Here is a 22699-nt window from a genome sequence, read left to right on the forward strand (position 1 = left end):
TGACGTCGAGACGTCACCTGATGCGACGGCACAAGAGCCGACAATCAGGCCACTTTGCTGGCGACATTGAGGCGACACGAGGCTATGGTGGCAGTCATGGCCGCCCCCAACACCGCCTTGCGCGCCGTCCGCACCGGTATGCGCATGAGTCAGGACGACTTTGCTCGCGCGCTCCAAGCCGCTGGCTTCCGCGTCGGGGAGCCCAACGACGCCAACAAGAGACTCGTCCAGCGGTGGGAGTCTGGTGCGATCAGTGCGCCGCGACCTGTCTACGCCCGTGCGCTGGAAGTCGTCACCGGGCTGCCCATCTCGCTGTTGGGCTTCGCCGCGGTGCCCGGCGGGCACGTCGCCGACGACGAACACGGCGGCCACGACCTGACATCTCCCGTGTCCAGCCTGGCCACCCCCACGCCGACGACCAAACCCAACACCGCCCACCGGTCGTACGAAGGCGTGTGGCTCAGCCGCTACCAGTACTACTCCAGCGGACGGGGAGACTCCTTCGCCGGACAACACTTCGTGGTCCTGCTTCAGCACGGCGATCGACTGACCGCGCGCAGCCTGCCCGGGTCGGCGTCGTCGTCCCTCTCGCTGGACCTGACTGTGGACGGTGCGGTCGTCACGGGCACCTGGGTCGAGCAGACCGACTCCACGGGCTACTACCGGGGTGCCAGATACCACGGAGCGATCCAACTCATCGCCGAGCCCACCGGCCGACGGATGGCCGGGAAGTGGATCGGCTTCGGCAAGGACATGGACGTGAACACCGGCCCCTGGGAACTTGTCTTTCGGGACGCGTCGACCTCCAAGGCGACGCTCGATCACTACAACACGTCCGTCACATAGACCGCCGCACTCTCGTGAGGGTGCGGCCGGTCCTGGCCGCTGACCAAGCTGCCCCCAACGCGCCTAGTTGGCACCGCGTGCGGCCCGATCAATGGCCGTACTGATAGACGTGAGGAGGTCCGCCCACACCGTCCGGCAGCGTGCCGCGCTCCGGTTGACCGTTGACGGTCTGGCTCCACATGATGTGCGACGTGATCAGTTGGCTTCGGCGCCTGCCGGGCATCAACGTTTCGGCGGCGCAACGCGACGTGTGTCGACGATTCGCGGTCGAGCCATCGCCCCCGACCCAGCAGACGATGATCGGCATCGCCCTGTCGCGCCCCCGCGAGTTGGAGCCGCTCAACGCCCTGCGGCATCCGATTTCAGGCAACAGCAACGGCTGGTTCGTGTGGCGCGGCCCCGGGATTCCTCAGGATGACGACGAGTTCTTCGCGCCCATTCATATCGAGCACCTCGACGAATACGCCCCCGAACTCGAGCCGTACCTGGCGCTTCCGCCAGGTTGGGGCGTTGTGCTGGCACCCGACTACGAGGACGTCTGGTACGACGAGACCCTCCTCGACGTCTGACCCCGGCACGTCGTTGGTCGGCCGACGCAGCAGAGCACGCAGTTCGGCACCGTCGTCACTGACCTGCCCGACGAGCGCCCGGCAAGCCGGTCGGTTCGGGCTTGATGCGAGATCAGACGGCCTGCTCACGCACCTCGGCTCAGTTCGGCTGGCATCGTTGCTGTACCTGGCTGCTGCACTGCTGGCACGGCTTGAGGACCAGTCTGCCCCTCCGCACGGAGTGCGATCATGAGGCCGTGACTCGACCCCTCCCTCGCGGCTGGACCTCGCGGCGCATACGTCGTGTGTCTGGGAGCACCTCTGCCGTCGTACTACCAGCGGACCGACCAGCGGCAGTTTGGCAGCAAGGATCGCGCTACACCCCGATCTCACCGGACCTCGTACTTGGCTTCGACGGCCTGTGCCTCGCTCATGTAGCCGAGGACGGCTGGTACATGGGCAGCATCAACGCCGATGGCTCTCTGTCCCTTTGGGCGAATTATGGCGATGACCTTCACGAGGCCCTGCGCGGCCTCTAGCCAGCACGCGGCTCGCCTGCTACCCCGATGCTCCTATGGACGCGTCAGTGGTCCTCGTTGACCGCGAAGGGCGCGTAGCCCTCCCTCACCTCCGCCACGTCAAGGTCACTGAAGACGAGAGTGATGACGTGAGCGTTCATCTCGAAGCGGACCTCGTGAAAGGGAATGCCGACCTTGTCAGCCCACGACCGCGCACGCTCCGAGTCCGCCACCACCTCCGCGCCTGGGTAGAGCGGCTGCCATCGCACTGCCCACACGAAGCCGTCCAGATCCGGGCCGACCGTCCGGTCGGTCAGTCGCTCGTCGAGCGAGCAACGCCAGGTATCGGGACTCACCGCCGTCCGCACCTCGGCTACCACGCAGTACTTGAAGAGGTAGCGGAGGTGGACGGGCGGGATGCCGGCACGCGGGTCTGCGGTGACACAGGCGATGACTTCGTAATCGCGCATGTAATCGGTGTACCCGTGATGCACGATCCCGCTGTCGAAGATGTCATCCAACGCCTGTCTGAGCTGCGCGACCTCCACGCCTCGTTCTACCACTCGCCGGGCCCCTGCCCCTGGCAGGGGCGTCCGCGCACTTTCAGCCCGGGGATCGCGTCAATCCAAGCTCGAAGCCCTGACGTGCCACGACAGGTGGTCAGCCGAGATTCCACGGCACGAGTTTCGGTCTTTGGTAGCGAAGGGACCACCCATGACCCTATTCTGCTAGGCAACTAGTGGAATGGGGTGGCGAGGTGATCGAGTTTCACCTGGACTCGCGGTCCGGGGTTGCGCCGTACATGCAGCTCATCCAACAGGTGCGCCACGCGCTCCGGCTCGGGGTCCTGAACGAAGGCGACAAGCTGCCCACCGTCAAGGAGGTGGTGGCCCGGGTCGCGATCAACCCGAACACGGTGTCCAAGGCGTACCGCGAGTTGGAGTACGAGGGTCTGGTCGCGGCCCGGCCCGGCCTGGGCACGTTCGTCACCCGCACGCTGGGCTCCGACTCGCTGGGCAAGCACGAACCGCTGCGGCAGGACCTGACGCGCTGGCTGAACGAGGCTCGGGATGCGGGCCTGGACGACGAGAGCATCGAAGCGCTCTTCCTCAGCAGCTTCCGGACCTTTTCGGAGGCCCGAGGATGACTAGCGCGCTGATCGCGGAAGGTCTGAGCAAGCGGTACGGGCGGCGCTTCGCATTGAAGGACTGCACTCTGGACATTCCGGCCGGCCACGTCGTGGGTCTGGTCGGGCCCAACGGCGCAGGCAAGTCCACGCTGCTACAGCTGGCCTGCGGGTTGCTCGGTCCGACCTCGGGGCGGATCGAGGTGCTCGGCGCGCGGCCGGCCAGCGGGTCGGCGCAGGTCGGGTTCGTCGCGCAGGACACCCCGGTGTACGCCAACCTGTCCGTCGCGGACCACCTGCGGATGGGCGCCCACCTCAACCCGTCCTGGGACACCGGGCTGGCCGAGCGGCGGATCGCCCAGGTCGGCCTGGACCCGGCGCAGAAGGCGGGCAAGCTCTCCGGCGGCCAGCGCGCCCAGCTTGCCCTGACCGTCGCCGCGGCGAAGCGGCCCAATCTGCTGCTGCTGGACGAGCCGGTGGCGGCACTCGACCCGCTCGCCCGGCGCAACTTCCTGCAGGGGCTGATGGAGCTGGCCGCCGAGCAGGGCATGAGCATCGTGATGTCCTCGCACCTGGTCGCCGACCTGGAACGGGTCTGCGACCACCTGATCGTGCTGGTCGCCTCCCGGGTGCGGGTGGCCGGCGACGTGGACGACCTGCTCGCCACCCACCACCGCCTGGTCGGGCGGCGGCGCGACACCGCCAACCTGGGCACCGGGCAGGCCTTGATCGAGCAGAGCCACACCGCGGTGCAGTCGACCCTGGTGGTGCGCAGCACCGCGCCGATCGTCGACGCGTCGTGGCAGGTCGACCGGCTGGACCTGGAGGACATCGTGCTGGCGTACATGAGCGGGGCCACCGGCGGCGGGTCGGATCGGGTTCTGGAGGGACAGCGATGATCTGGATGACCTGGCGGCAGTTCCGGACCCCGGCCCTGGCCACCGGCGCCCTGTTGCTGGTGCTCGTGGCCGGTCTAGCGCTGACCTGGGCGGAGGTGACGGAGCTGGCCACGCAGACCGGATACACCGGGTGCCAGGGCGACGCCTGCCTTGCCGCCGGCGAGGCCTTCCTCCAGGCGCTGCAATCGGGATGGGCGAGTGAATTCCACATCGCCGCCATCGCGGCCCTGTACCTGTTGCCCGCCCTGATGGGCATCTTCTGGGGCGCGCCGCTGGTGGCCCGGGAGTTGGAGTCCGGGACGTACCGCATGGTCTTCAGCCAGTCCGTCAGCCGGGACCGCTGGATGCTGGTCAAACTTGCGCTGGGCGGCGGTGCCGCCGCGCTCGGTGCCGGCCTGCTCAGCCTGGTGCTGACCGAGTGGGCGCAGCCGATCGACGGGGCCTCGGCGGACCGGATGAACCCGCTGGTGTTCGCGGCCCGAGGGATTGTGCCGGTTGGCTACGCGACGCTGGCCTTCGTGGTGGGTGTCGCCACCGGGCTGCTGCTGCGGCGGACCCTCGGCGCGATGGCGGTGACCCTGCTGGTGGTGGTCAGTCTCCAGATTGCCGCGCCGATCGTGGTGCGCCCCTGGCTGGCCCAGCCGGTCACCACGGTCAGTCCGCTGAGCATGGACGATGATTTCGGGATCTCAATGAGCGTCGACACCGGACAGATGACGCTCCATGTCCAGCCCGAGCGCAGGGGTGACTGGGTCGTGTCGAGCACCACGATCACCTCCACCGGAGCGGAGTTCACCGGTCCGGCCGACATGACCCAGTGCGGTCCGAAGGCGGCCGGTGGTCGCGACGCGTGCCATAGGTGGCTGGAGCAGCAGAACCTCAGCGTGAAGGTGAGCTACGTGCCCGGCTCGAAGTTCTGGGACCTGCAATGGCGGGAGTTCGGCGTCCTGATCGCGTTGACCGTCGTGCTGTCCCTGTTGTCGCTCTGGTGGGTGCGCCGCAGACTGGTGTGACGGCACGGCCGGTGGGGGCGGACGGCGCGACTGCCCCCACCGGGCCAGCGCTGGGAAACGCCTTCACCCAGTTGCGAGACGTCCCTTAGGGTTCTGCAATGCAGATCATTGAAGGGGCGGGCCGGTGGACTGCACCTGTCGGGGCCGCCAACGACTGGGTCGAACACCTGAGAGTGCCGGACCTGTCGGTGGGAACGTACTGCATCCCGGCGGGCGGTCTCGACGATCAGAGCCCGCACACCGAGGACGAGATCTACGTGGTCACCGCCGGGCGGGCCCGAATCGTGACCCCGGACGGCGCAGCCGAGGTGTGCCCGGGTTCGGTGATCTTCGTGCCGGCCGGCGAGGAGCACCGGTTCGACGAGGTCACCGAGGACCTGGCGCTACTGGTGGTGTTCGGCCCGGCGTACGGCTCGCGCGCTCCAGACCGTCGAGCCGGGTAGGCGGTCGCGACCCTCGCTACAGATCGACGACGCGCCAACGCCGGATGTACGTCACGTCGATCCGCCCACCATCGGCCGACGCCTCGGTGTCCGCGCACCTGTCCCTGCCGCTGTCCGTCACCCGATGTCCCAGGAGGCCACGTAGACGCCGCAGTGCAGGCACCGGAACAGGTACGCCGTCGGCTCACCGGTCCGGTCCATCCGCCGCAGCATCTCGTCGGCCTGATCTGTCGACCACCCGAGCCGGAACAGGTCGTCCCGGATCATCCCCAGTGCGTCCGGGTGGGCGCGCAGCTCCTCGTACCCGGCCAGGCCGAGAAAGACGGCACCGTCGCCACAGTGATACAGCCAGTTCGGCGTCTGCCAGGAGTCGAACCCCGGCGTACGTTGCGTGACCTCCTCGACGACGGCGAGCGGAACATCCTGCGGCACGTCGGTCGCGTCGGTGAACATGCAGGGCCACTCGGCGACGGTCGTCAGCGCCCGCGCCGCCTCACCCGAGGCGATGCAGTGCAGGCACAGCACATCGACCCGACGACCGTAGATCGGCCCGGCGTACCGCCAGCCGCGTGCGAACCCGCACAGCGCGCACGCCTCGTCCGTGGGCACGGCCGACCCGGTAGCGACTGGATCGAGGTGGTAACGGAACAGCGGGAACAAGCCCTCCCGGGCAGCCGTGCACCCGCTCAGATCGGTCAACGGCGCACCCGATAGCGCAGGTGGAGCACCCGGTTGCCCTGAATCACCACGTCGGGATCCTCCAACAGGTGCTGCGCGTCGACCGACCCGAAGTAGCGCTTGCCGGACCCGAACACCACGGGTACGACGTCCATGCGCACCTCGTCGACCAGCCCTGCGGCAAGCACCTGGCCACCGACGTCGCCAGCGGCGACCTCGACGAGGCGGTCACCCGCCAACTCCTGCGCCTTGGCCACGGCTGCCTCGACACCGTCGACGAAGTGGAACGGCGCCTCGGGGTCCCAGCCCTCGGGCGCCGGCCGGTGCGTCACGACGACCACGTGGTCGACCCCGCCCGGAGGCTTCCCGTCCCAGCCGTCCGTCATGTCGAAGACGTGGCGGCCGGCGATTGTCGCCCCGATCCTGTCCCAGTACGGCCGGGTGTGGTCGTAGGACGCCTGCGACACCTTCAACACGCCACCATCGTCCAACGGCACGTCACCGCTGAGCAACCAGTCGAACAGCGGTCCGGGCTGATCGTTCTGGTCAGCGATGAAGCCGTCCACCGACACCGAGCTGTACATGACCACTTCGCCCACGGGCGCTCCTCTGCTTGGGGATCCCCTCAGGTTAGGGTCTCGCGGGCTGCCGCTCTTGTAAGAAATCAATCGGTCGGCAGCGGCCAGCCGTCCAGCACGTGGCCGGGGTGCTCGCGCAGGAACCGCCGCCGGACTTCGACGTACCGGGTAGGCGTGAGCCCGGTGAACGCCCGGAACTCGTGGCCGAAGTGAGCCTGGTCGAAGTAGCCGGCACCACCGGCGAGGTCGCCCCAGTTGATCGGTCCGGCGGGGTTGATCGCGAACACGGTAGCGGTGAAGCGGTAGCTGCGGGCCAGCTGCTTCGGCGTGACGCCAATGAGCTCTTTGAACCGCTGGGCCAGATGAGTGCTGCTGACACCGGCTGCCACCCGCAGATCGCCGATCGCCACCGCCCCGCTGGTCGCCGCGATGACGGTGCTCGTTTGGCGAACCAGCCCCAGGCCGACGGTCTCGCACAGCCGTCGCATCAGCTCCTCCTCGAGCAGCGTCAGCATTTCGTGCGGTCCGTCCGCCGTAGCCAGCCGGTCTCGCAGCTCGTCGACGGCGGGCCGACCCCAAACCTGTTCCAGTGTCGCTGGCCGGTCACACAGCTCGGCCGCGGGCATCGGCAGGAAGGGTGCCGGCCCCCAGGGCTTGAAGTGCACGCCGACGGACCGGGTCCGCGGCGGGTAGCCGAACTCGAAGGCGCGAGTGGGCGTGGTGACCACGCAGCCGTCGGCGTACTCGGCTGTCTCGATGTCGGTGCCGGCACGGATGCGGAACGGCGCCCCGAGATTGACGATGAGGAACGCCGCCGGACTTGCCGGCAGCGTCAGCCGGGTATACGGCGGCGGGCCCTCCAGGTAGTACAGGTCGTCGATCAGCCCGTCCAGCGGCGGTCGCGGCACTCTGGACACGTACTCCACGCCCACAGCATCACCGACGCCCAGCCGGAGTCGCGCGCCGGGATGGCCTCGACCGACGCCGATCCGGAGACCAGTTCAGGTTCTGTCACGGTGGCGGCGGGCTTCGATGTCGCGCAGCACGTCGGGGTCCCACTGCCCGGCGTTCCAGTCTTCGCTGGTCGGAGTGGGCGACAGCGGCCAGGCCCGGTCCTGCCCGGCGACCGGCGAGTAGTGTCCGGCGACGATTCGGTCAACGTCAGCGATCAGCCGCAGGACCCGCGCCCGGCTGTGCAGCACGCCTCCGATCAGCGCGGCAGCTCCGAGTGTGCGCAGGGCAGCCTGGCCGAACAGGACGGCCGGGGCGGTTCGGTCGGCAGCCAGCCAGGCCACAGCAGCGCTCAGGAAGAGGCAGGCAGAGAAGACGCGTATGCCCCAGTGACGGCTGTACGGACGGCCGGGGGACCCGTGCGCCTCAGCGAGTTGACGGGTGCCGCGGCCCCAGATCAGCCCGCTTATGACCAAGCCGATGATGGCGGCGATCACGGTCAGGTTGGCCAGGAGGTAGCCGAGCGCTGCTCCCGTGCTGGACGACGACGGCTGCCTGCCCCGGTCACCCAAGATGCTGCCGAGGACGGCCACGGCGATCGCAGCCAGGGCGTAGAGGATGGCGATCCCGATCACGAACCAGGTCGCGATGTTCCAACCTTCAGTCCTGACCGTGGGTGGCGGGGCCGAGGACCGGCACATGTGGCCTTGGCCGGGGTATTCGAGTTCGGCTCCACATTTCGTGCAGTGCACAGTGTTCTCCTGAGCGGCGCGGCCCAGACTTCGCCAGGCCAGCTGAGCTGGGTATCTCGTACCTCGCCGCACGGGGTGAAGATCCGCCGGATTCGGTGCGAAGAGAATCATGCCCCGTCGGTCCCGATCCGGCGACCCCGTTTCCCGCGAGCTCTCGCCATCGGGTAGCGGCCCGAAAAGGCCCAACGCACGAACCCTGCGTGGACGGGAGCTCATCGGGTGCCAGGCGGCGGTGTGCACCCGGCGCTCGTGCATCATGCTGCCTGTGCGTGCCGAGCGTCTGAGCTTCTTTGAGCCCGACAAAGCCTTCGGAGGCTGGTAGCTGAGTGGCCATCAGGAGCAATCGGCTGCTCACCACCTGCACCCGCAAACCGCCCCAGCATCGTGACGCCGAGCCGCTCATAATCGCTTGCGGCTCGTCGTTGCTAACCCTGCTTCCGGCGAAGGATCGCGTCAAGGAACATGGTGGCGACGCCACCGGCGAGGCCACCTGCCACGCCGGACCAGAAGAGGTAACGCTGACCGGTGTTCTCGGCGACCGGGTCGACGAAGATCCCGATCGCGTCGATCCTCTCCTGATCCTCCCAGTAGATGTTGAGGCCATGCCTGAACAAGCCGATGCGAAGAGAGGGCGTTCCGAATGCTGACTCAAGCCGCAGTCCGGAAGCCTCACGTGGTGTGACGGTCACGGTCTGCCGGTATCGGACGTCGTCCTCCGGCAGCGCGATCGTCGGATCGGCGTTTTGGCAGTCGTACCACCCTGGCACGATCAGGGCCGAGCGCTCCTCCGCCGTGGTCGGGTCTGTTCCGTCCAGAGCGGCACAAGGAAAACTCTGGGCCAACGTCGGGCTGTCCACGACGACCTTGCCCATGGCCTCCATTGCCACCGGCTCGTAGAGCATCAACGAGATCGACGACGTACCGGCGTAATAGCCGTTCACGACCTCGTCGCGGACCTTGCTCGGGTCGATGGATACAAGTATCTCCTCGCCGTCGTCGTCGAATTCGTCGAAGACGGCGAGGACTGCCAGTTCCGGGCTTCCCGTCACGTACTCCGTCGACCGGGCCTCCTCTTCGAAGTGGAGGATGAGGTGGAACCGTTCCCGGGTCTGGGTCAGCCACTGGAGTTCGAGGGTGGTCTTCGGCGAATCACCGATGCCGGCGGCGGTAGGGGACGCGAGATGAAGCGCCACGTTGGCGGTAGTCGGCGAGCTCGCCTTGATGTAGCCGTCGTTCGACAACAACTCGGGATAACTCATGGCGCTCTGCTGGTACGCCAGGTACGAGAGGACACCGAGGACCAACGCGACCCCGGCGAGCATTCCTGCCGACCGTCGCTGGCGAAATGCAGACACCTCCGCCGCGACGCTCTCGGACCGCGCTGACCGCAACGTCATCCGTCGGTTGATCAGTCGTCGCGTGGCCGATGATGGCTGGCGCGGTGGGGTCACCCTCCAAGAGCATCAGACTCGCGCAACCGGCTCGATCGGGCATCCAGTGAGCAGGACGGTGATCACGGCCCGCTCATCCCCCTCGCTCTATCCGCCTGTGGCGGTCGGCTGGCACGATGACCCGATGGCGACAGAGCCCGGCGGACCACCTACGGATATCGCCAGCTATACGGTGGCTCCTCCGGATCCCTACGGCGCCTATCAAGCTGCCGACGGGTTGGGCGGGATAGCGGCACCGCTGCTGGCGGCGGCAGCGGTCACGCTGCTCGGCCTGGTCCTGCAGATCGAGAATGCCCTGAGGTGGCCGAGCCTGTCCCTGCTGCTGTTCGGGGCGGCGGTCATCGTGCTGTTGCGGGCGGTCCAGTCGCACGCCCGCGCTCGTGGTTATTCGGTGACACCGAGCGAAGCTCTCGCCTGGTATCCGGATGCCGCGGACCCGCAGCGGCGTCGTGTCGTCCAGTGGGAGTTGCGACGTCACCAGGCCGCCTGGCGGTTCTGGATCGGCCGTGCCCGCCGCCACTACAACCTGGGGGTCCTGTTCCTGCTGATCGGCGCGGCAGTCCTCCTGGTGCCGGCCGACCCGAAGGACCTGACCGGTACGCGGTGGGCCGCGATAGCCGTACTCGGGTGGGGGTTCGTGGCGGAGACCACGGCGATCCTGATCGCCTGGCGTCGCCCTGGCTGGTGGGCGCGGTGGTGGGCCGCGGACGCGGATCGCCACCGCCCGGTGCGGTGGCTCAACCGGGTGGTCCGGTGGGTCGCTCCGCCGGATCCCCCCGTCCCTCCGCAGGATCCGGACCTTCCCGAGCATCCGCGGCCCGGGCCGGCGGCACCGCCCGGCGACGGTCGGGCCGTTGACGGCAATCAGACACCACAGCCGGCTGGCTAACTCCGGCCGCTTCTTTCCTGCCAGATACCGGTGAACCGGCACGTGTCGAGGTGTCTGGCCTCGGGCGGGACCTGGCAGATGGGGCACCGATCGGGTTGTTGCGGTGGCCAGTCACGGCTGGGTTCCTTCTCGGTCACCGTGCCAGTGTGGAGGCACACCGTTCACCCGACAACCGCCCTTTCAGCGATCGGGAGAGTGCCATGGTCGACACCATTCAGCAGGCGTCGGTACGACGGTTGGACCTGTGCGCCGTCGACGTGACCGATCCGCTGCACTGGCGTTGGATCCTGGTCGATCCGGACACCGGCCGACAGCTCGCCGAACACGCCGTCGCACTCGACCGGCGGCGCTGGGAGGTTGCCGCCTTCATCGACCTGCACACCTACCTGAGCTGGCGCGCAGAGCCGGACCGCCGGGTGGCGAGTGCCGCCGAGGTCGTGGCGCGGCTCGGCGGGTTCATCGCGCGGGAGGTCCTCGGCCCGGCAGTCATGGCGGAACTCGGCGGACACACCCCGGTGCGCCTGCGGATCCGAGTGGCTGAGGCAACGTTCCTGACCGCGTTCCCCCTGGAGCTGGCCCACCTGGACGGGGTCCCACTGGCGCAGAACGAAAGGGTGCAGGTGTCGTTCAGGGTCGCCGCAGACCGCGCCCCCACGACGGCGTCGTCGGCCACCGGAGTACGCCTACTAGCGGTGTTCAGCCTGCCGACCGGGACGACCGCGTTGCGGTTGCGCTCGGAGCGGCAGCAGCTGACTCAACTGGTCCGACAGTTGGCCCTCCCGGTCGAGTTGGAGATCGTCCAGTGGGGTGTGACCCGCGAGGTGCTGGCCGACCGGATGGCCCGCGATGGTGGCCCCGACGTGCTGCACCTGTCCGGTCACGGGCGGCACAGTAGGTTGCTGCTGGAAGGCCCTGGCGGTGCACCGGACGAGATCGACGCGTCGTCCCTGGTTGACCTGCTCCGTCCGGGTGGCGGCCGGCTGCGGCTGGTATTCGTCTCGACGTGCGAGTCGGCGGCGGCGCCACCGCGCTGGGTGGATCTCGACCAGCCCGGACCGCAGGTGACGGACCTCGCCGCCGCGCCAGCCAGTCTGGGGGTACGGCTGGCACGTGAGCTGGATTGCACAGTCTTGGCGATGCGCTACCCGGTGACCGACGATGTCGCCGGCGAATTGGCCATCGCTTTCTACACCGGCTTGATCGACAGCGGACTGGATGTTGGCACGGCGGCGGCGCAGGCGGTCCGGAAGGTCGCTGCGGCGGGCGTGTCGGCGGCCCGGCCGGCGCTGTCGCTGGCAGCGCCGGTGCTGATCGGTCCGGACGACGTCACAGTGCTTGGAGCGGATCTCCTGACCGCGCCGGCGAATGCACAACCGGTCGCCGCCGATCCACTGACGGGCTTCACCCCACAGTCGGCCGGGTCCACGCCCGCGGCACCGGACCGATTCGTCGGTCGGGAACAGCTGATGACACTCGCGGGTGCTGGACTACGACCCGGCGGCGGCACTCCAGTCATTGTCCTGACCGGAATGGCAGCGGTGGGCAAGACGGCCTGCGCGGTGGAGCTCGTACACCGGCATCAGGCCGACTTCGGCACCGTGGTGTTCTGGTCCGCTCCCGAACGGGACGCCGACCAGCAGGACACGCTGACTGCCTTCATCGACGCCGTCGAACGTGGTGTCGGTGACGCCGTGGTCTTCCCGCCCGTCGCGGCCGACGATCAGCAGGGGTGGGTGGCGGCTGTCGCCGAACTGCTCGACCGGTGCGACCAACAGCAGGCTCTGCTCGTTCTGGACAATGCCGAGTCGCTCCTGACGGCGAGCGGGCGATGGCGTGATCGACGCTGGTTGGACCTGCTCACCATGCTCGCTGCCCGATCGGGACCGACCCGGCTGCTGGTTACCAGCCGGGTCCCGCCGGCCGCGCCCACCGGCGCCGGGGTACGCCAGTTGAGCGTCGAACCGCTGTCCGACAGCGAGGCGAGTGCCCTGGTCCGGCAACTGCCCAACCTTCGGCGGCTGCTGCACATCGATGATCCCGCCGGCCGACCCGAATCGGGCGGCTCCACGTCCCCGGACGATGTGGCTCACCGCCTGGACAGGGCTCTGGTGACTGCCGTGCTGGCCACCGCGCAGGGGCATCCGAAGCTGCTGGAACTGGCCGACGCCGCCGCGGCCGAGCCTGCGGAGCTGTCCCGCCTGCTCCAGGTGACCGGCCAGCCGGCCGACGGCGAGCACTGGCTCGGCGAGACGTTGACGGGCTGGACCCGGGAGACGACGCGGCGGCTCGATCCGGCGGCGATGCTGATGGTGCAGATGCTCGCAGCGGTCGAGCCGGCACACCGATTCCCCGGCACCATCCGCGTCGTCTGGGTGGACGTGTGGAAAGAGGTGGATCCGCGGGAGCCGGCTCCACCGTCCGACGCGATGCTGTCCGTTCTCGCCGCTGCGGCGTTGACGCAGCCGCGGACACTGGTGGGCACCTCGATACCGGCAGGCGCCGACATGACAGGTGCCACCGGCGTGATCCGGTACGAGTTGCACCCGGTGGTCGCTGCGACGGTACGGGCCGACACGTCGGAGCAGGTCGCCGGCGCGGTGGACCTCATTCTTGCCGACGCCTGGCAGCAGGTCGCCCGGGAGCAGGAAGACCGCGGCGACCGGGAAACCACCTCGGTGGTCGTCGGCGCGTATCTCGCGGCGGTGCCGTACCTCCTTCGGCAGTCAAGCTTCGCCCGCGCGGCCGGGTGCCTCGGCGCGGCGCTGCTCCGCGACGCCAGTTCGCGGACCGCATGGATCGCCCTGTCCTACGCCGCTGCCCTGGACCCCGCCACACCCGGACGGGACCTGGTCCTCGCGATGGCGCTGCAACCCCTGGACCCGGTCGAGGCGGAACGGCTGCTGCGGCAAGAGTTGGCCGCACCTGATGAGGAGGTGACAGCCGTCGCCGCCGGCGCCTTGGCCAACCAGTTGCACCAGCAGGGACGCCTCGCCGAAGCGTTGGAACTGGCCGAGCGATATGAGCGGTTGGTCCAGCGCGGGAGCCCATGGAGACGGGCCGGAGCACGGGTGACGCGACTGCAGGTGCTGCACGAGAGCGGTCATGCCGAGCAAGCACTGACCGAGGTGACCAAGGTCCTCGAGGAGCTACATATGTTGTCGACGGAGCCGACCGCGCTCGGCAGGCCGTCGGAAGGTGCCGTGGCGTGGCTCGTTCGGCAGACGGCCCTCAGCCTCGCGGTGAGTGCCGCCCTGACGCTGAAACGGTGGCAGGTCGCGCTCGACCACAATCAGGTTCTGCTCGACAGCGTCCAGCGGCGGGGCGCGGCCGAGGCGGAGGTCGCGTTCTTCTGGTTCAACGACGCCCACGCACTGATCCAACTTGGGCGCTTCGACGAGGCGAGGAAGGTGCTGACGTACTGCCAGCGGGTCTTCGACGAGCATGGCGACGAACTGAGCCTGTCCCGGGCGATCGGCACCGCAGCTCTGCTCGCCGCGAAGCAGGGCAACCTGACCGAGGCGGTGGATCTGGAACAGACCGCGCTGCGGCTGGCCTACCGGCATCCGCTCGCCGCTGACCTCGCCGCTGGACACCAGTTGCTCGGCAACCATCTCGGGAAACTCGGCACCGATCCGGCCGGCCAGCTCGGCCACCACCTGACCGGCGCGCTGCTGACCCGGATCACCGGGTCGGCCCTGCTGCCCACGTTCCTGCATCCGATCGCCGCCGATCTGCACACCTACGGGCAGAGCTGGCTGCCGGCAGACCTCGCGGCGCTGGCCGCCCGGGTGGGCCGCGTCGACGGCGTACGCCTGCTCGATGTGGTTCACGCGCTGCTCGCCGCTGATCCGGCGGAACAAGACCGCATCGTTCGAGGAGCCGAGGCGTCGCAGCAGTGTCACAGCCTGGCCGAGGAACAGTTCCGTGCACTTCTCGCTGACGTCCGGCGTGCTGGCGAGGAGCAGGGCTTCGACCTGACCGGCAACCTGCTGCGCTGGGAGAGCCTGATGCCTCTGATCGCGACGGCGGCGACGGGCGACGCGCAGGCGAACCGCCAGCTCACCACGATCCTGCAGCCGATGGAGCCGGGCACCCATGCCGGAGGGCTAGCTGCGGCGATCCGCCGGGTGGTCGGCGGCGAGCGCGACGATGCCGCCCTGATCGCCGAGCTGCATCCCGCCGACGCCGCCGTCATCCGCCGAGTCTTGGAGACGATTCGGTGGCGCCAGACGGTGCAGGGTTGCCCGGAGGGGAATCGGTTGGCCCTCACCGAGGCGGACTACCGCGCTGCGGTGGACGCTGAGGATCACGTACGGGCCGGTCTACGGGCGGCCGAGCTCAGCGGCCTGCTGCGCGTGCGCAAACAGTTCGCCGAGGCGCTGCCGTACGCCGATCACGCCATCGTGCATCGTCGGCGGGCCGGGTTCGGGCCGTGGAGTCAGCGCTTCGATCTCGGGCGGCGGCTACAACTCCTTGACGACCTGTGCCGCTGGGAGGAGGTCCTCGCGGAACTGGCACCGCTGCGGGATGAGTTGCGAGGCGAGCCGGACCTACCGAGCCGCACCGACCCGGTGAACCCGTCGACGGTACGGGACCAACTGCTGACCCTCGGCATGCTGGCCGCAGTCGCACTGCGGAACTGGGAGCTGGCCCTCGAATTCCACGACGATCTCACGGCGAACATGCAGCTGCGCGGCGCGAGTCCCGTCGAGCTCGCCCTGCACAAGCTGGACCGGGTCACGCTGCTGAGCCCGCTCCGACGCATCGCCGAGATCTCCGAGGTGTACGACGAGGTACGGGCGGTGATCTCGGGCAACCTGGACGCGGCAACTCGGGCGCAGTTCGACGTGGCGCTGAACCGGGCCGGGAGGACGCTGGCGCCAGAGGCGCCGTGGCGTCGGCAGGCGCTGGCCGACGCCTACCAGGGCATGGACAGCCGGGACGTCAGCCTTCCACTGATCGCCCAGGAGCACTACTACTTCGCGACCGGTGACGGACCGGCTGAGACGCCGACCGCGAAGGCATCGCACCTGCTCGCTTCGGCGATCATCTGCACGCTGGACGGGCAGGATGCCGCGGCCGAACTGACGGTCCGCTACGCCGCACCGCACCTGTACCAGCCCGACGGCACCCGGGCCACCCCCACCCTGGACAGCATCGTCGCCGTGGTGGAGGAGGTGCCCGGCGTACGGTTCGGGGAACTCGTCACGCAGATGATCGGCACCCCGCCCCGGGCGGCGGCCGCGGTCGCCGATGCCGTGCACGCCGCATACCGGATCCCGGTAGCCGAGTTGTTCGGCCTGGACCAGGCGATCGCGGACCACGAGACAGCGATCGTCGCGGTGGCAGCCGCCTACACCGGCGGGCTGCGGGATCGAACGGCGTGTGAACCGATCCTGGTCGAATTGGCGGCGAAGCCGGACGGGGCGCCACTTGCTGCGGCGCTACGTCGAGCGGCGGCCGGGAACCTGCTGTCGGTGAAGGAACAGGAGGCGATGCACCCGGTCCATGCGGCGATCATCGGCGCGTTGCGCAGCAGGATCGGCCGTCAGCGGTAACCCGGTCTGCCAACCGTGCTCGCTGCTCTCGGTCGTTGCACCACCGCAACCACGGAGGGCTGTCGTGCGCGGTTCCTCATGTGGTGCAGTGGCCGCTCTGGTTGCACCGCCCGTCGAAATGCGGTCCGACAGCTTGGGGTTGATCTCGGACTGTCTCGCCAGTTGCACCCTTCATCGCCTCAGCCGTAGGCGATGCCGGCGTCGGACGGCTTGATCGACATGGAAGGCTGGCTGGGTGCCCTGGGAAGCTGCGACGCCACCTCGCCCACTGTCGAATCCCGTCGGCCTGACACCGGTCGACCGCTCGCACCGGGCGGTGTTGAGCAATCTTGGTCAGCTGTATCGACATGACCTGTCGGAGGCCTACGGTCATCTCCCCAACGACGACGGCACCTTCAACGACCGCCCGCTCGACCGGTTCCTCGCCGGCGTCGACCCGCAGTACCGCGCCTGGTTGATCACTGCGGCCGGTCGGACAGCGGGCTTTGTGATGACGGCCCCGGCCGAGGGCGGTATGTCCATCACCAGCTTCTTCGTCGTCCGTGCGCTGCGCCGCACCGGCGTCGGTCGCGCCGCTGCTCTTCACGTCATCTCCCTGTTCCCCGCCAGGTGGCGCATCGGCTTTCAGCGTTACGACCCCGGCGTCGAAGCGTTCTGGTCGACGGTCGCGACCCAGGTCAGTGGGACTACATGGGAGATCTACGACGGCCCCACTGCCGAGACACGACCCCCCGATACGTTCATCACCTTCACCACCTCCGGTTAGTCCAGGTCGCTTCAGCACGCGGGAAGCTGGAGCGAGCACGGCGCGCGGTCTCAGTTCCTCCAGCTACGACGCGATCGGGCACCGCAGAGGCCGCTCACCCGACCGCAGCACGGCACAGGACCGCCTCGCCGGACGGCCTGCAGACTGGAGGCGTGATCAGACTGCGGTTGTACAAGGCTCGCAAACGGCAGCGCGTCATCGATCCTGCCGATCTCGAAATCACCTACTTCGCAGTCGACCCCGAGACCAAACCGGTCTTCGAGCACGCCGAAGTCATGGTGTGGGTCAGCGACCCCGACCACTGCCGGGTCGAGCGGCGCGGCGGCGGCCGGGATCTTCACCTGGTCGAGTCCGGTACGAACGTCCTGCCCCGCGCCCGTGGCCTGGAGATCCTGCGCGCGCCCGACGCGAACTACCGCTGGGTTCACTCCCTGGACTGGCGCTGGGGCGCAGGTGAATACCTCGACCGCGACCGTGTCGGGGCAATCATCGACCGAGCCCTCGACATGGAACCGTGGGCGGCGCCGGAGGGCCCGGTTGGCCTGGTGCACCTGTCCTACCTGATGTGGTTCCACAATGGTGCGATGGCAAACGGTGCCGCGTGGCCGCTGGACGACTGCACCGCCGAGCAGATCGTCGCGTTCACCACGGCCGCAACCTACTTCGAACTCGACGACATCGCCGACCTGATCGGCCGCCTCGCACCAGATAACACGCTCAGCCACGAGTACTGGGATCTCAGCAGCCCGTTCGGCCAGGATGCTTCGCTGATCCGCGACGCGCTCCGATGCAAACTCGTCGAGGCGCCAGCGGATTGGGACTAGCGATAGGCACCTCATCGAACGGTAAACACGCGCATCGGCACCGCACGTGCCGTGGCGAGTGGCTCAAGGGCTTGGTCGGCGCACTGGCGGAGGACGACTCCCAGGCGGGAACGGCCGCTGGTTGGAGCGCTTACAGATCCATCGCGTAGACCCGGACCTGGCGGCCGGTGTCCGGCTGCACCGTCTCGCGCTCCAGCGTCATGCCCAGCTTGACCATCACTCGCGCTGACGCCTCGTTGCCGACAACGTGGATGCTGACCAGCCGCCGCAGTCCCAGCTCGGCACGAGCGTGAGCGACCACGGACTGGGCCGCCTCGGTGGCCAGGCCTCGGCCCCAGTGCGCGCGGCCGAGCCGCCAGCCGATCTCCACGGCTGGCATAATCTCGGGCAGGAAGGTCGGCACCGCCAGCCCGGTGAAACCGGCCAGCTCGCCGGTCTCCTTGATCTCCACCGCGTACAGCCCGAAGCCGTGCTCGTCCCAGTGCCGCCGATAAGTGGCCAAGCGCTCTGCGGTGGCCGCCCGGTCCAGGGTGCGACCGTCATGGATGTAGCGCATCACCTCGGGCTGTGCGTTCACCGTGGCGAAGCCGTCCAGATCGGTGCTGTGCAAGCGTCGCAACAGCAGCCGCGGAGTTCCCAGGGACGTGGGATCACGGAAATTGGTCATGTCAGGTGCGCCCCCTTCGTAGCATGACGGCGACGGAACTCGGCTCCGAGCCGCGGTGCCCCACGGCCGGTGGCACCGTCGATGAGCTCTCGCAGGATGTCGGCGTGACCGCCGACGACGGCGACCGGGATAAGGCCTGTCTGATGTCAGGCGAGCCGGGACGCTGGCGGGCTCCTGACTCTCGCTAGCCGGCGGCCGCCTCACGTTGGATCTGCTCGAATTGAGCGGCCATCGCAGCGGCCAGGGCCTGCGCGGCGGACAGCGGACGAACCATGACCGTGAAGTCATCGATCAAGCCGCTGTCATCCAGGTGCAGGAAGTCGCAACCCTCGACGGCCACGTCGCCTATTCGCGCCTCGAAAACCAGCGCGTGGTCGCGGCCGCCCTCGCCGCTCAGCTCGCGGACATACCGGAAGTCCTCGAAGACCCGCAGCACACCCCGCAGGATCGCTGCGGTGATTGCCTTGCCCGGATAGGGCTTGAACGCCACCGGGCTGCGAAACACCACGTTGTCGGCCAGGGCCGCCTCAAGGGCATCGGGGTCGCGTGCTTCCACCGCGGCACGAAAGTCGATCACCGCTCCAGCGTACGGGTTCTGCCCTGCCAGCCCATCGTCGCGCACGGCTCCTGCGCATTGCGACGCCGTGTTCGGCGGCCGCTTTCGATGCCGTCAGCCACAAGGAGTCAGCTCAGCTTGGTCGAGATGTCGAGCGTGGTGAGGTGGCCTTTGCCCATCGCGTGTACCAAGGATCGACCGTCGAAAAGTAGCCGGCCAGTGCGTGCGGGAAGTCGCACGCGAGCGGCGATCGCCCCGCTCGGGGTCACTACGACGAGATGGTTACCGGAGCGGGCGAAGAGCGCACCTCCGGGGACGGGCACACCACCACAGGTGGCACCGTGCGGGAGGTCCACTACTTCGGTTCGGTTACCGCGGTCCAGGTCGATCATCGTGATGCCGGTGTCTTCGGCCAGCCACAGCGTCCGGCCGGTGAGGATCGGCGGTAGCGGTGGCAGGTCCCGGTCGTGCTGCCACAGGACTTCCACGCCGCTGCCGGGATTCAGGGCCATGACGGTGCGCCTGCCGCTGAGAAAGACGATGCAGCCGTCTTCGCCGGCATTGAAGGCGAGGCCGGAGTCGGGAAAGTACACCGGTTCCGGCAGCGCCCACTCACCCCTGACAGCGCCGGTTCGAGTATCCAACAGCAGCAGTGCCGCCTCGTTGGCAGTCGCGATCAGGACCGCATCAGCCGGGGACCGCTCCAGGTCCAATCGCACAGGCAGAGGCCAGGCCAAGCTGCTGCCTGCCGCAGGCCCCGGAAACCGATCCGGTAGAGGCTCGCCGTTGGCCAGATCCACTCGTATCAGCGGACGATAGCCACGCCATCCGCCCAGGAACGCAATGGATCCGCTGACACTGATGTAGTGGTGCAAGCCCAGGTTCGGGGTCGACCAACTCCGCTGCCCGCTGTGCATGTCGAAGCAGTTCAGGACACCAGCCTGACTCAGATAGAGGCAGCGCTCGCCCGCGACGACGGTAGTGCCCCAGCAGTCCTCGACGCCCTGCTCCCACAACGGCGCCTCGGTCTCAGGGTCCAGTCGGACCAGACGTGAGTGGCGCTCCGCCACGACAAGAGCGCCGGGTGCCGCCGCCAACGTCGACTCGTTCGAGCGCAGGTGCAGAAGCCGTGACCAACGCACCGTCAACGAATGATCCACCAACCCAGTGTGGCTCACCTGTCCCGAAGCTGGGGCGGCGCGCCGACGGGGCCGCGGACGGCACTCCCTGCGCGAAACCGCTCGACTCGCATGATCCACAAGGAGCCTTCCGGCGTTGACTCAGCGGCAGGAAAGCGCAATCCTGTGGAAGCGCTCCCATCGTTGAGCGTCTATCCGAAAGGAATGCTCGTGCGTCCCACCACCGCTCTACTCCCGGTCGTGCTCGCCACGGCCCTCGGCGGTCTGGTCCTGCCGGAGCCCGCCCTGGCCGTAGCCGGCCCGGCGCTGACCGTGGACACCACCGCCGCGCGGCACCAGATCAGCCCGTACATCTACGGCATGAACTTCGCCGACGAGGCGCTCGCCCGCGACCTGCGGCTACCAGTGCACCGGTACGGCGGCAACGCCACCACCCGCTACAACTTCCGTGCCGACACCACCAACCGCGCGGCGGACTGGTACTTCGAGAACATCCCCAACGACAACCCGAGTCCGGAAGACCTCCCGGCAGGCTCGGAGACCGACCGGTTCGTGCAGCAGAACAAGGCCACCGGCGCCGCCACGGTCATGACAATGCCGATGCTCGGCTGGATCGCCAAGGACCGGTCACGGGCATGTGGCTTCAGCGTCGCCAAGTACGGCCCACAGGAGTCCACCGATCCTTGGGCACCGGACTGCGGCAACGGCAAGAAGCCGGACGGGTCACTGGTCACCGGCAACGATCCGGCGGACACCAGCATCGCCGTCGGTCCGGAGTACGCCATCGACTTCGTCAACCACCTCAAGGGGCAGTTCGGCGCCGCCGCCGACGGCGGAGTCCAGTTCTACAACCTGGACAACGAGCCGGACCTGTGGCACTCCACCCACCGCGACGTCCGCCCGACCGGACTGGGCTACGACGAGCTCCGCGACCGCACCTACGAGTACGCCGCCGCGATCAAGGCCGCCGACCCTGGCGCGAAGACACTCGGTCCCGTCGGCTGGGGCCTGAACTCGATCTTCTATTCGGGCCTGGACCAGGACACCTGCTCGCGCACCGGCTGCTGGTCGAACCCACCGGACAAGGCCGCGCACGGCGGCCAGGACCTCGGCCCCTGGTACCTCGACCGGATGCGCGAGTACGAGCAGCAGCACGGCACCCGCATCCTCGACTACTTCGACGTCCACCTCTACCCGCAGCAGTCCGGCGTGCTCGGCGACGCGGCCGGCGACGCCACCACCCAGGCGCTGCGACTGCGCTCGACCCGCCAACTCTGGGACCCGACCTACGTGGACGAGAGCTGGATCAACCAGCCGGTCCGGTACATCCCGCGCCTGCGCGAGCTGGTCGACCAGCACTACCCCGGCACGAAGATCGCGATGACCGAATACAACTGGGGCGGTTACGGGTCGCTCAACGGCGCGCTTGCCCAGGCCGACGTCCTCGGCATCTTCGGCCGCGAAGGACTCGACCTGGCGACCCTCTGGACCGCACCGGCGGCCGACCAGCCGGTGGCCAATGCCTTCCGTATCTACCGCAACTACGACGGCAAGGGGGGCGCGTTCGGCGAGACCTCCGTCCGGGCCACCAGCGCCGACCAGGGCAGATTGGCCGTGTACGCCGCCGAGCGGAGCGCCGACAAGGCACTCACAGTGGTCGTGGTCAACAAAACCGGCGAGGACCTGACCAGCCAGGTCGCCCTCACCGGCGCCTCCGCCAGCACCGCTCAGGTCTACCGCTACAGCGGGGCGGACCTCGCCGGTGTCGTCCGTGAGGCCGACCAGCCTGTGACCGCCGGCGGCCTCACGACCACCTTCCCGGCCAACTCGATCACCCACCTGGTGCTGCCGCGCGGCACAGCTCCCGGCGACACCCAGGCGCCGACCGTCCCGGGCAAGCCGACCACCGGCACGATCACCAGCGACAGCATCGCGCTGGCGTGGACGCCGTCCACCGACGACACCGCCGTCACCGGGTACGACGTGCACCGGGTCGACGCCTCCGGCACCGTGAAGGTGGGCACCGCCACCGGCACCACGTACACAGTGACCGGGTTGACGCCGGACACCCCGTACACCTTCGTGGTGACCGCCCGTGACGCGGCGGGTAACGTCTCGGCGGCCTCGCCCGGCCTGACCGTGCGGACCGCGCCCACCGCCCCGACCGGCGGCTGCACTGCCGCCTACACGGCGAACAGTTGGCCGGGCGGCTTCACCGCGAGCGTGACAATCAAGAACACCGGCACCACCGCGATCGACGGCTGGAAACTCGCCTTCCACTTCCCTACCGCCGGCCAGAAGGTCGGCCAGGGCTGGTCGGCGACCTGGAAACAGAGCGGAACGAGCGTCACCGCGGACAGCATGAGCTGGAACGGCAAACTCGCCCCCGGCGCGTCGACCAGCATCGGCTTCAACGGCACGTGGACCGGCACCAACCCGGCACCGACCGCCTTCACCCTCAACGGCCAACGATGCGGGTGACCTGAGAGACCCAGCG

Annotated in this window: 20 protein-coding genes; 11 read left to right on the plus strand and 9 right to left on the minus strand. The window is 68.6% G+C overall.

Annotated features, from left to right (window positions below; all coding sequences use genetic code 11):
- The first annotated feature begins 84 nt into the window (after window positions 1-84).
- Together FHU34_RS21310 and FHU34_RS21315 are read left to right on the plus strand one after the other, a co-directional pair.
- A complete protein-coding gene (locus FHU34_RS21310) occupies window positions 85-846 on the plus strand; it encodes a helix-turn-helix domain-containing protein (RefSeq protein WP_425280545.1) in 762 nt (253 codons plus the stop codon).
- Between the two features lie 191 nt (window positions 847-1037).
- Window positions 1038-1415 (plus strand): immunity protein Imm33 domain-containing protein, encoded by a 378-nt coding sequence (locus FHU34_RS21315; protein ID WP_244311771.1) that lies wholly within the window; start codon window positions 1038-1040, stop codon window positions 1413-1415.
- A gap of 562 nt (window positions 1416-1977) precedes the next feature.
- Here the strand turns inward: FHU34_RS21315 and FHU34_RS21325 are convergent.
- The gene (locus tag FHU34_RS21325; protein WP_145783305.1) at window positions 1978-2460 is read right to left on the minus strand and encodes a YxiG-like protein; all 483 of its coding nucleotides are present in this window, start codon (window positions 2458-2460) and stop codon (window positions 1978-1980) included.
- Window positions 2461-2669: 209 nt separating this feature from the next.
- Here FHU34_RS21325 and FHU34_RS21330 point away from each other — a divergent pair, with 209 nt between their 5' ends.
- The 4 genes from FHU34_RS21330 (at window position 2670) to FHU34_RS21345 (ending at window position 5393) form a co-directional block, all read left to right on the plus strand.
- The gene (locus tag FHU34_RS21330) at window positions 2670-3059 is read left to right on the plus strand and encodes a GntR family transcriptional regulator (protein WP_145783308.1); all 390 of its coding nucleotides are present in this window, start codon (window positions 2670-2672) and stop codon (window positions 3057-3059) included.
- Window positions 3056-3937, plus strand: coding sequence for an ABC transporter ATP-binding protein (locus FHU34_RS21335; protein ID WP_145783311.1), 882 nt, complete (start codon window positions 3056-3058; stop codon window positions 3935-3937). Before FHU34_RS21330 ends, FHU34_RS21335 begins: the two co-directional genes overlap by 4 nt.
- Window positions 3934-4950 carry an ABC transporter permease subunit gene (locus FHU34_RS21340; RefSeq protein WP_145783313.1) on the plus strand — a complete coding sequence of 339 codons (1017 nt, stop codon included), beginning with the start codon at window positions 3934-3936 and terminating at the stop codon, window positions 4948-4950. Before FHU34_RS21335 ends, FHU34_RS21340 begins: the two co-directional genes overlap by 4 nt.
- Window positions 4951-5048: 98 nt before the next feature.
- Complete coding sequence (locus FHU34_RS21345) at window positions 5049-5393, plus strand: cupin domain-containing protein (protein WP_145783315.1); 345 nt, start codon at window positions 5049-5051, stop codon at window positions 5391-5393.
- Window positions 5394-5510: 117 nt separating this feature from the next.
- Here FHU34_RS21345 and FHU34_RS21350 read toward each other — a convergent pair whose 3' ends face one another.
- The 5 genes from FHU34_RS21350 to FHU34_RS21370 form a co-directional block, all read right to left on the minus strand.
- Window positions 5511-6092, minus strand: coding sequence for a CbrC family protein (locus FHU34_RS21350; RefSeq protein ID WP_145783317.1), 582 nt, complete (start codon window positions 6090-6092; stop codon window positions 5511-5513).
- Window positions 6089-6670, minus strand: a complete 582-nt coding sequence (locus FHU34_RS21355) for a dihydrofolate reductase family protein (protein WP_145783319.1) — start codon at window positions 6668-6670, stop codon at window positions 6089-6091. Before FHU34_RS21355 ends, FHU34_RS21350 begins: the two co-directional genes overlap by 4 nt.
- Before the next feature lie 65 nt (window positions 6671-6735).
- A complete protein-coding gene (locus FHU34_RS21360; RefSeq protein ID WP_244311773.1) occupies window positions 6736-7575 on the minus strand; it encodes a helix-turn-helix domain-containing protein in 840 nt (279 codons plus the stop codon).
- A gap of 75 nt (window positions 7576-7650) precedes the next feature.
- The gene (locus FHU34_RS21365; protein WP_244311774.1) at window positions 7651-8235 is read right to left on the minus strand and encodes a hypothetical protein; all 585 of its coding nucleotides are present in this window, start codon (window positions 8233-8235) and stop codon (window positions 7651-7653) included.
- A gap of 542 nt (window positions 8236-8777) precedes the next feature.
- Window positions 8778-9611, minus strand: coding sequence for a hypothetical protein (locus tag FHU34_RS21370; protein WP_145783323.1), 834 nt, complete (start codon window positions 9609-9611; stop codon window positions 8778-8780).
- A gap of 316 nt (window positions 9612-9927) precedes the next feature.
- On the opposite strand from FHU34_RS21370, the gene FHU34_RS21375 reads away from it, so the two are divergent.
- The 4 genes from FHU34_RS21375 (at window position 9928) to FHU34_RS21390 (ending at window position 17840) form a co-directional block, all read left to right on the plus strand.
- Window positions 9928-10692 (plus strand): hypothetical protein, encoded by a 765-nt coding sequence (locus FHU34_RS21375; RefSeq protein WP_145783325.1) that lies wholly within the window; start codon window positions 9928-9930, stop codon window positions 10690-10692.
- 200 nt (window positions 10693-10892) lie between these two features.
- Window positions 10893-16250, plus strand: a complete 5358-nt coding sequence (locus FHU34_RS21380) for an AAA family ATPase (protein WP_145783327.1) — start codon at window positions 10893-10895, stop codon at window positions 16248-16250.
- A gap of 235 nt (window positions 16251-16485) precedes the next feature.
- A complete protein-coding gene (locus FHU34_RS21385) occupies window positions 16486-17016 on the plus strand; it encodes a GNAT family N-acetyltransferase (RefSeq protein ID WP_145783329.1) in 531 nt (176 codons plus the stop codon).
- A 152-nt stretch (window positions 17017-17168) separates the two neighbouring features.
- Window positions 17169-17840: a hypothetical protein gene (locus tag FHU34_RS21390; protein ID WP_145783331.1), complete on the plus strand. Its 672-nt coding sequence runs from the start codon at window positions 17169-17171 to the stop codon at window positions 17838-17840.
- 130 nt (window positions 17841-17970) lie between these two features.
- Here FHU34_RS21390 and FHU34_RS21395 read toward each other — a convergent pair whose 3' ends face one another.
- The 3 genes from FHU34_RS21395 to FHU34_RS21405 form a co-directional block, all read right to left on the minus strand.
- On the minus strand, window positions 17971-18507 hold the full coding sequence (locus FHU34_RS21395) for a GNAT family N-acetyltransferase (protein ID WP_145783334.1): 537 nt from the start codon (window positions 18505-18507) through the stop codon (window positions 17971-17973).
- 184 nt (window positions 18508-18691) lie between these two features.
- Window positions 18692-19084, minus strand: a complete 393-nt coding sequence (locus FHU34_RS21400) for a nuclear transport factor 2 family protein (RefSeq protein WP_145783336.1) — start codon at window positions 19082-19084, stop codon at window positions 18692-18694.
- A 107-nt stretch (window positions 19085-19191) separates the two neighbouring features.
- The gene (locus tag FHU34_RS21405; RefSeq protein ID WP_167524867.1) at window positions 19192-20223 is read right to left on the minus strand and encodes an outer membrane protein assembly factor BamB family protein; all 1032 of its coding nucleotides are present in this window, start codon (window positions 20221-20223) and stop codon (window positions 19192-19194) included.
- A 183-nt stretch (window positions 20224-20406) separates the two neighbouring features.
- On the opposite strand from FHU34_RS21405, the gene FHU34_RS21410 reads away from it, so the two are divergent.
- Window positions 20407-22683 (plus strand): glycoside hydrolase family 44 protein, encoded by a 2277-nt coding sequence (locus FHU34_RS21410; protein ID WP_244311775.1) that lies wholly within the window; start codon window positions 20407-20409, stop codon window positions 22681-22683.
- Window positions 22684-22699: the final 16 nt, after the last annotated feature.

The sequence above is a fragment of the Micromonospora taraxaci genome (genome assembly GCF_007830095.1).
GTDB classification, from domain to species: Bacteria; Actinomycetota; Actinomycetes; order Mycobacteriales; family Micromonosporaceae; genus Micromonospora; species Micromonospora taraxaci.

Excerpts from the sequence above, each read along its gene's own strand:
- FHU34_RS21310 (WP_425280545.1), top strand. The coding sequence starts at position 85 with ATGGTGGCAGTCATGGCCGCCCCCAACACCGCCTTGCGCGCCGTCCGC.
- FHU34_RS21335 (WP_145783311.1), top strand. The coding sequence starts at position 3,056 with ATGACTAGCGCGCTGATCGCGGAAGGTCTGAGCAAGCGGTACGGGCGG.
- FHU34_RS21340 (WP_145783313.1), top strand. The coding sequence starts at position 3,934 with ATGATCTGGATGACCTGGCGGCAGTTCCGGACCCCGGCCCTGGCCACC.
- FHU34_RS21345 (WP_145783315.1), top strand. The coding sequence starts at position 5,049 with ATGCAGATCATTGAAGGGGCGGGCCGGTGGACTGCACCTGTCGGGGCC.
- FHU34_RS21370 (WP_145783323.1), bottom strand. The coding sequence starts at position 9,611 with ATGAGTTATCCCGAGTTGTTGTCGAACGACGGCTACATCAAGGCGAGC.
- FHU34_RS21375 (WP_145783325.1), top strand. The coding sequence starts at position 9,928 with ATGGCGACAGAGCCCGGCGGACCACCTACGGATATCGCCAGCTATACG.
- FHU34_RS21380 (WP_145783327.1), top strand. The coding sequence starts at position 10,893 with ATGGTCGACACCATTCAGCAGGCGTCGGTACGACGGTTGGACCTGTGC.
- FHU34_RS21395 (WP_145783334.1), bottom strand. The coding sequence starts at position 18,507 with ATGACCAATTTCCGTGATCCCACGTCCCTGGGAACTCCGCGGCTGCTG.
- FHU34_RS21410 (WP_244311775.1), top strand. The coding sequence starts at position 20,407 with ATGCTCGTGCGTCCCACCACCGCTCTACTCCCGGTCGTGCTCGCCACG.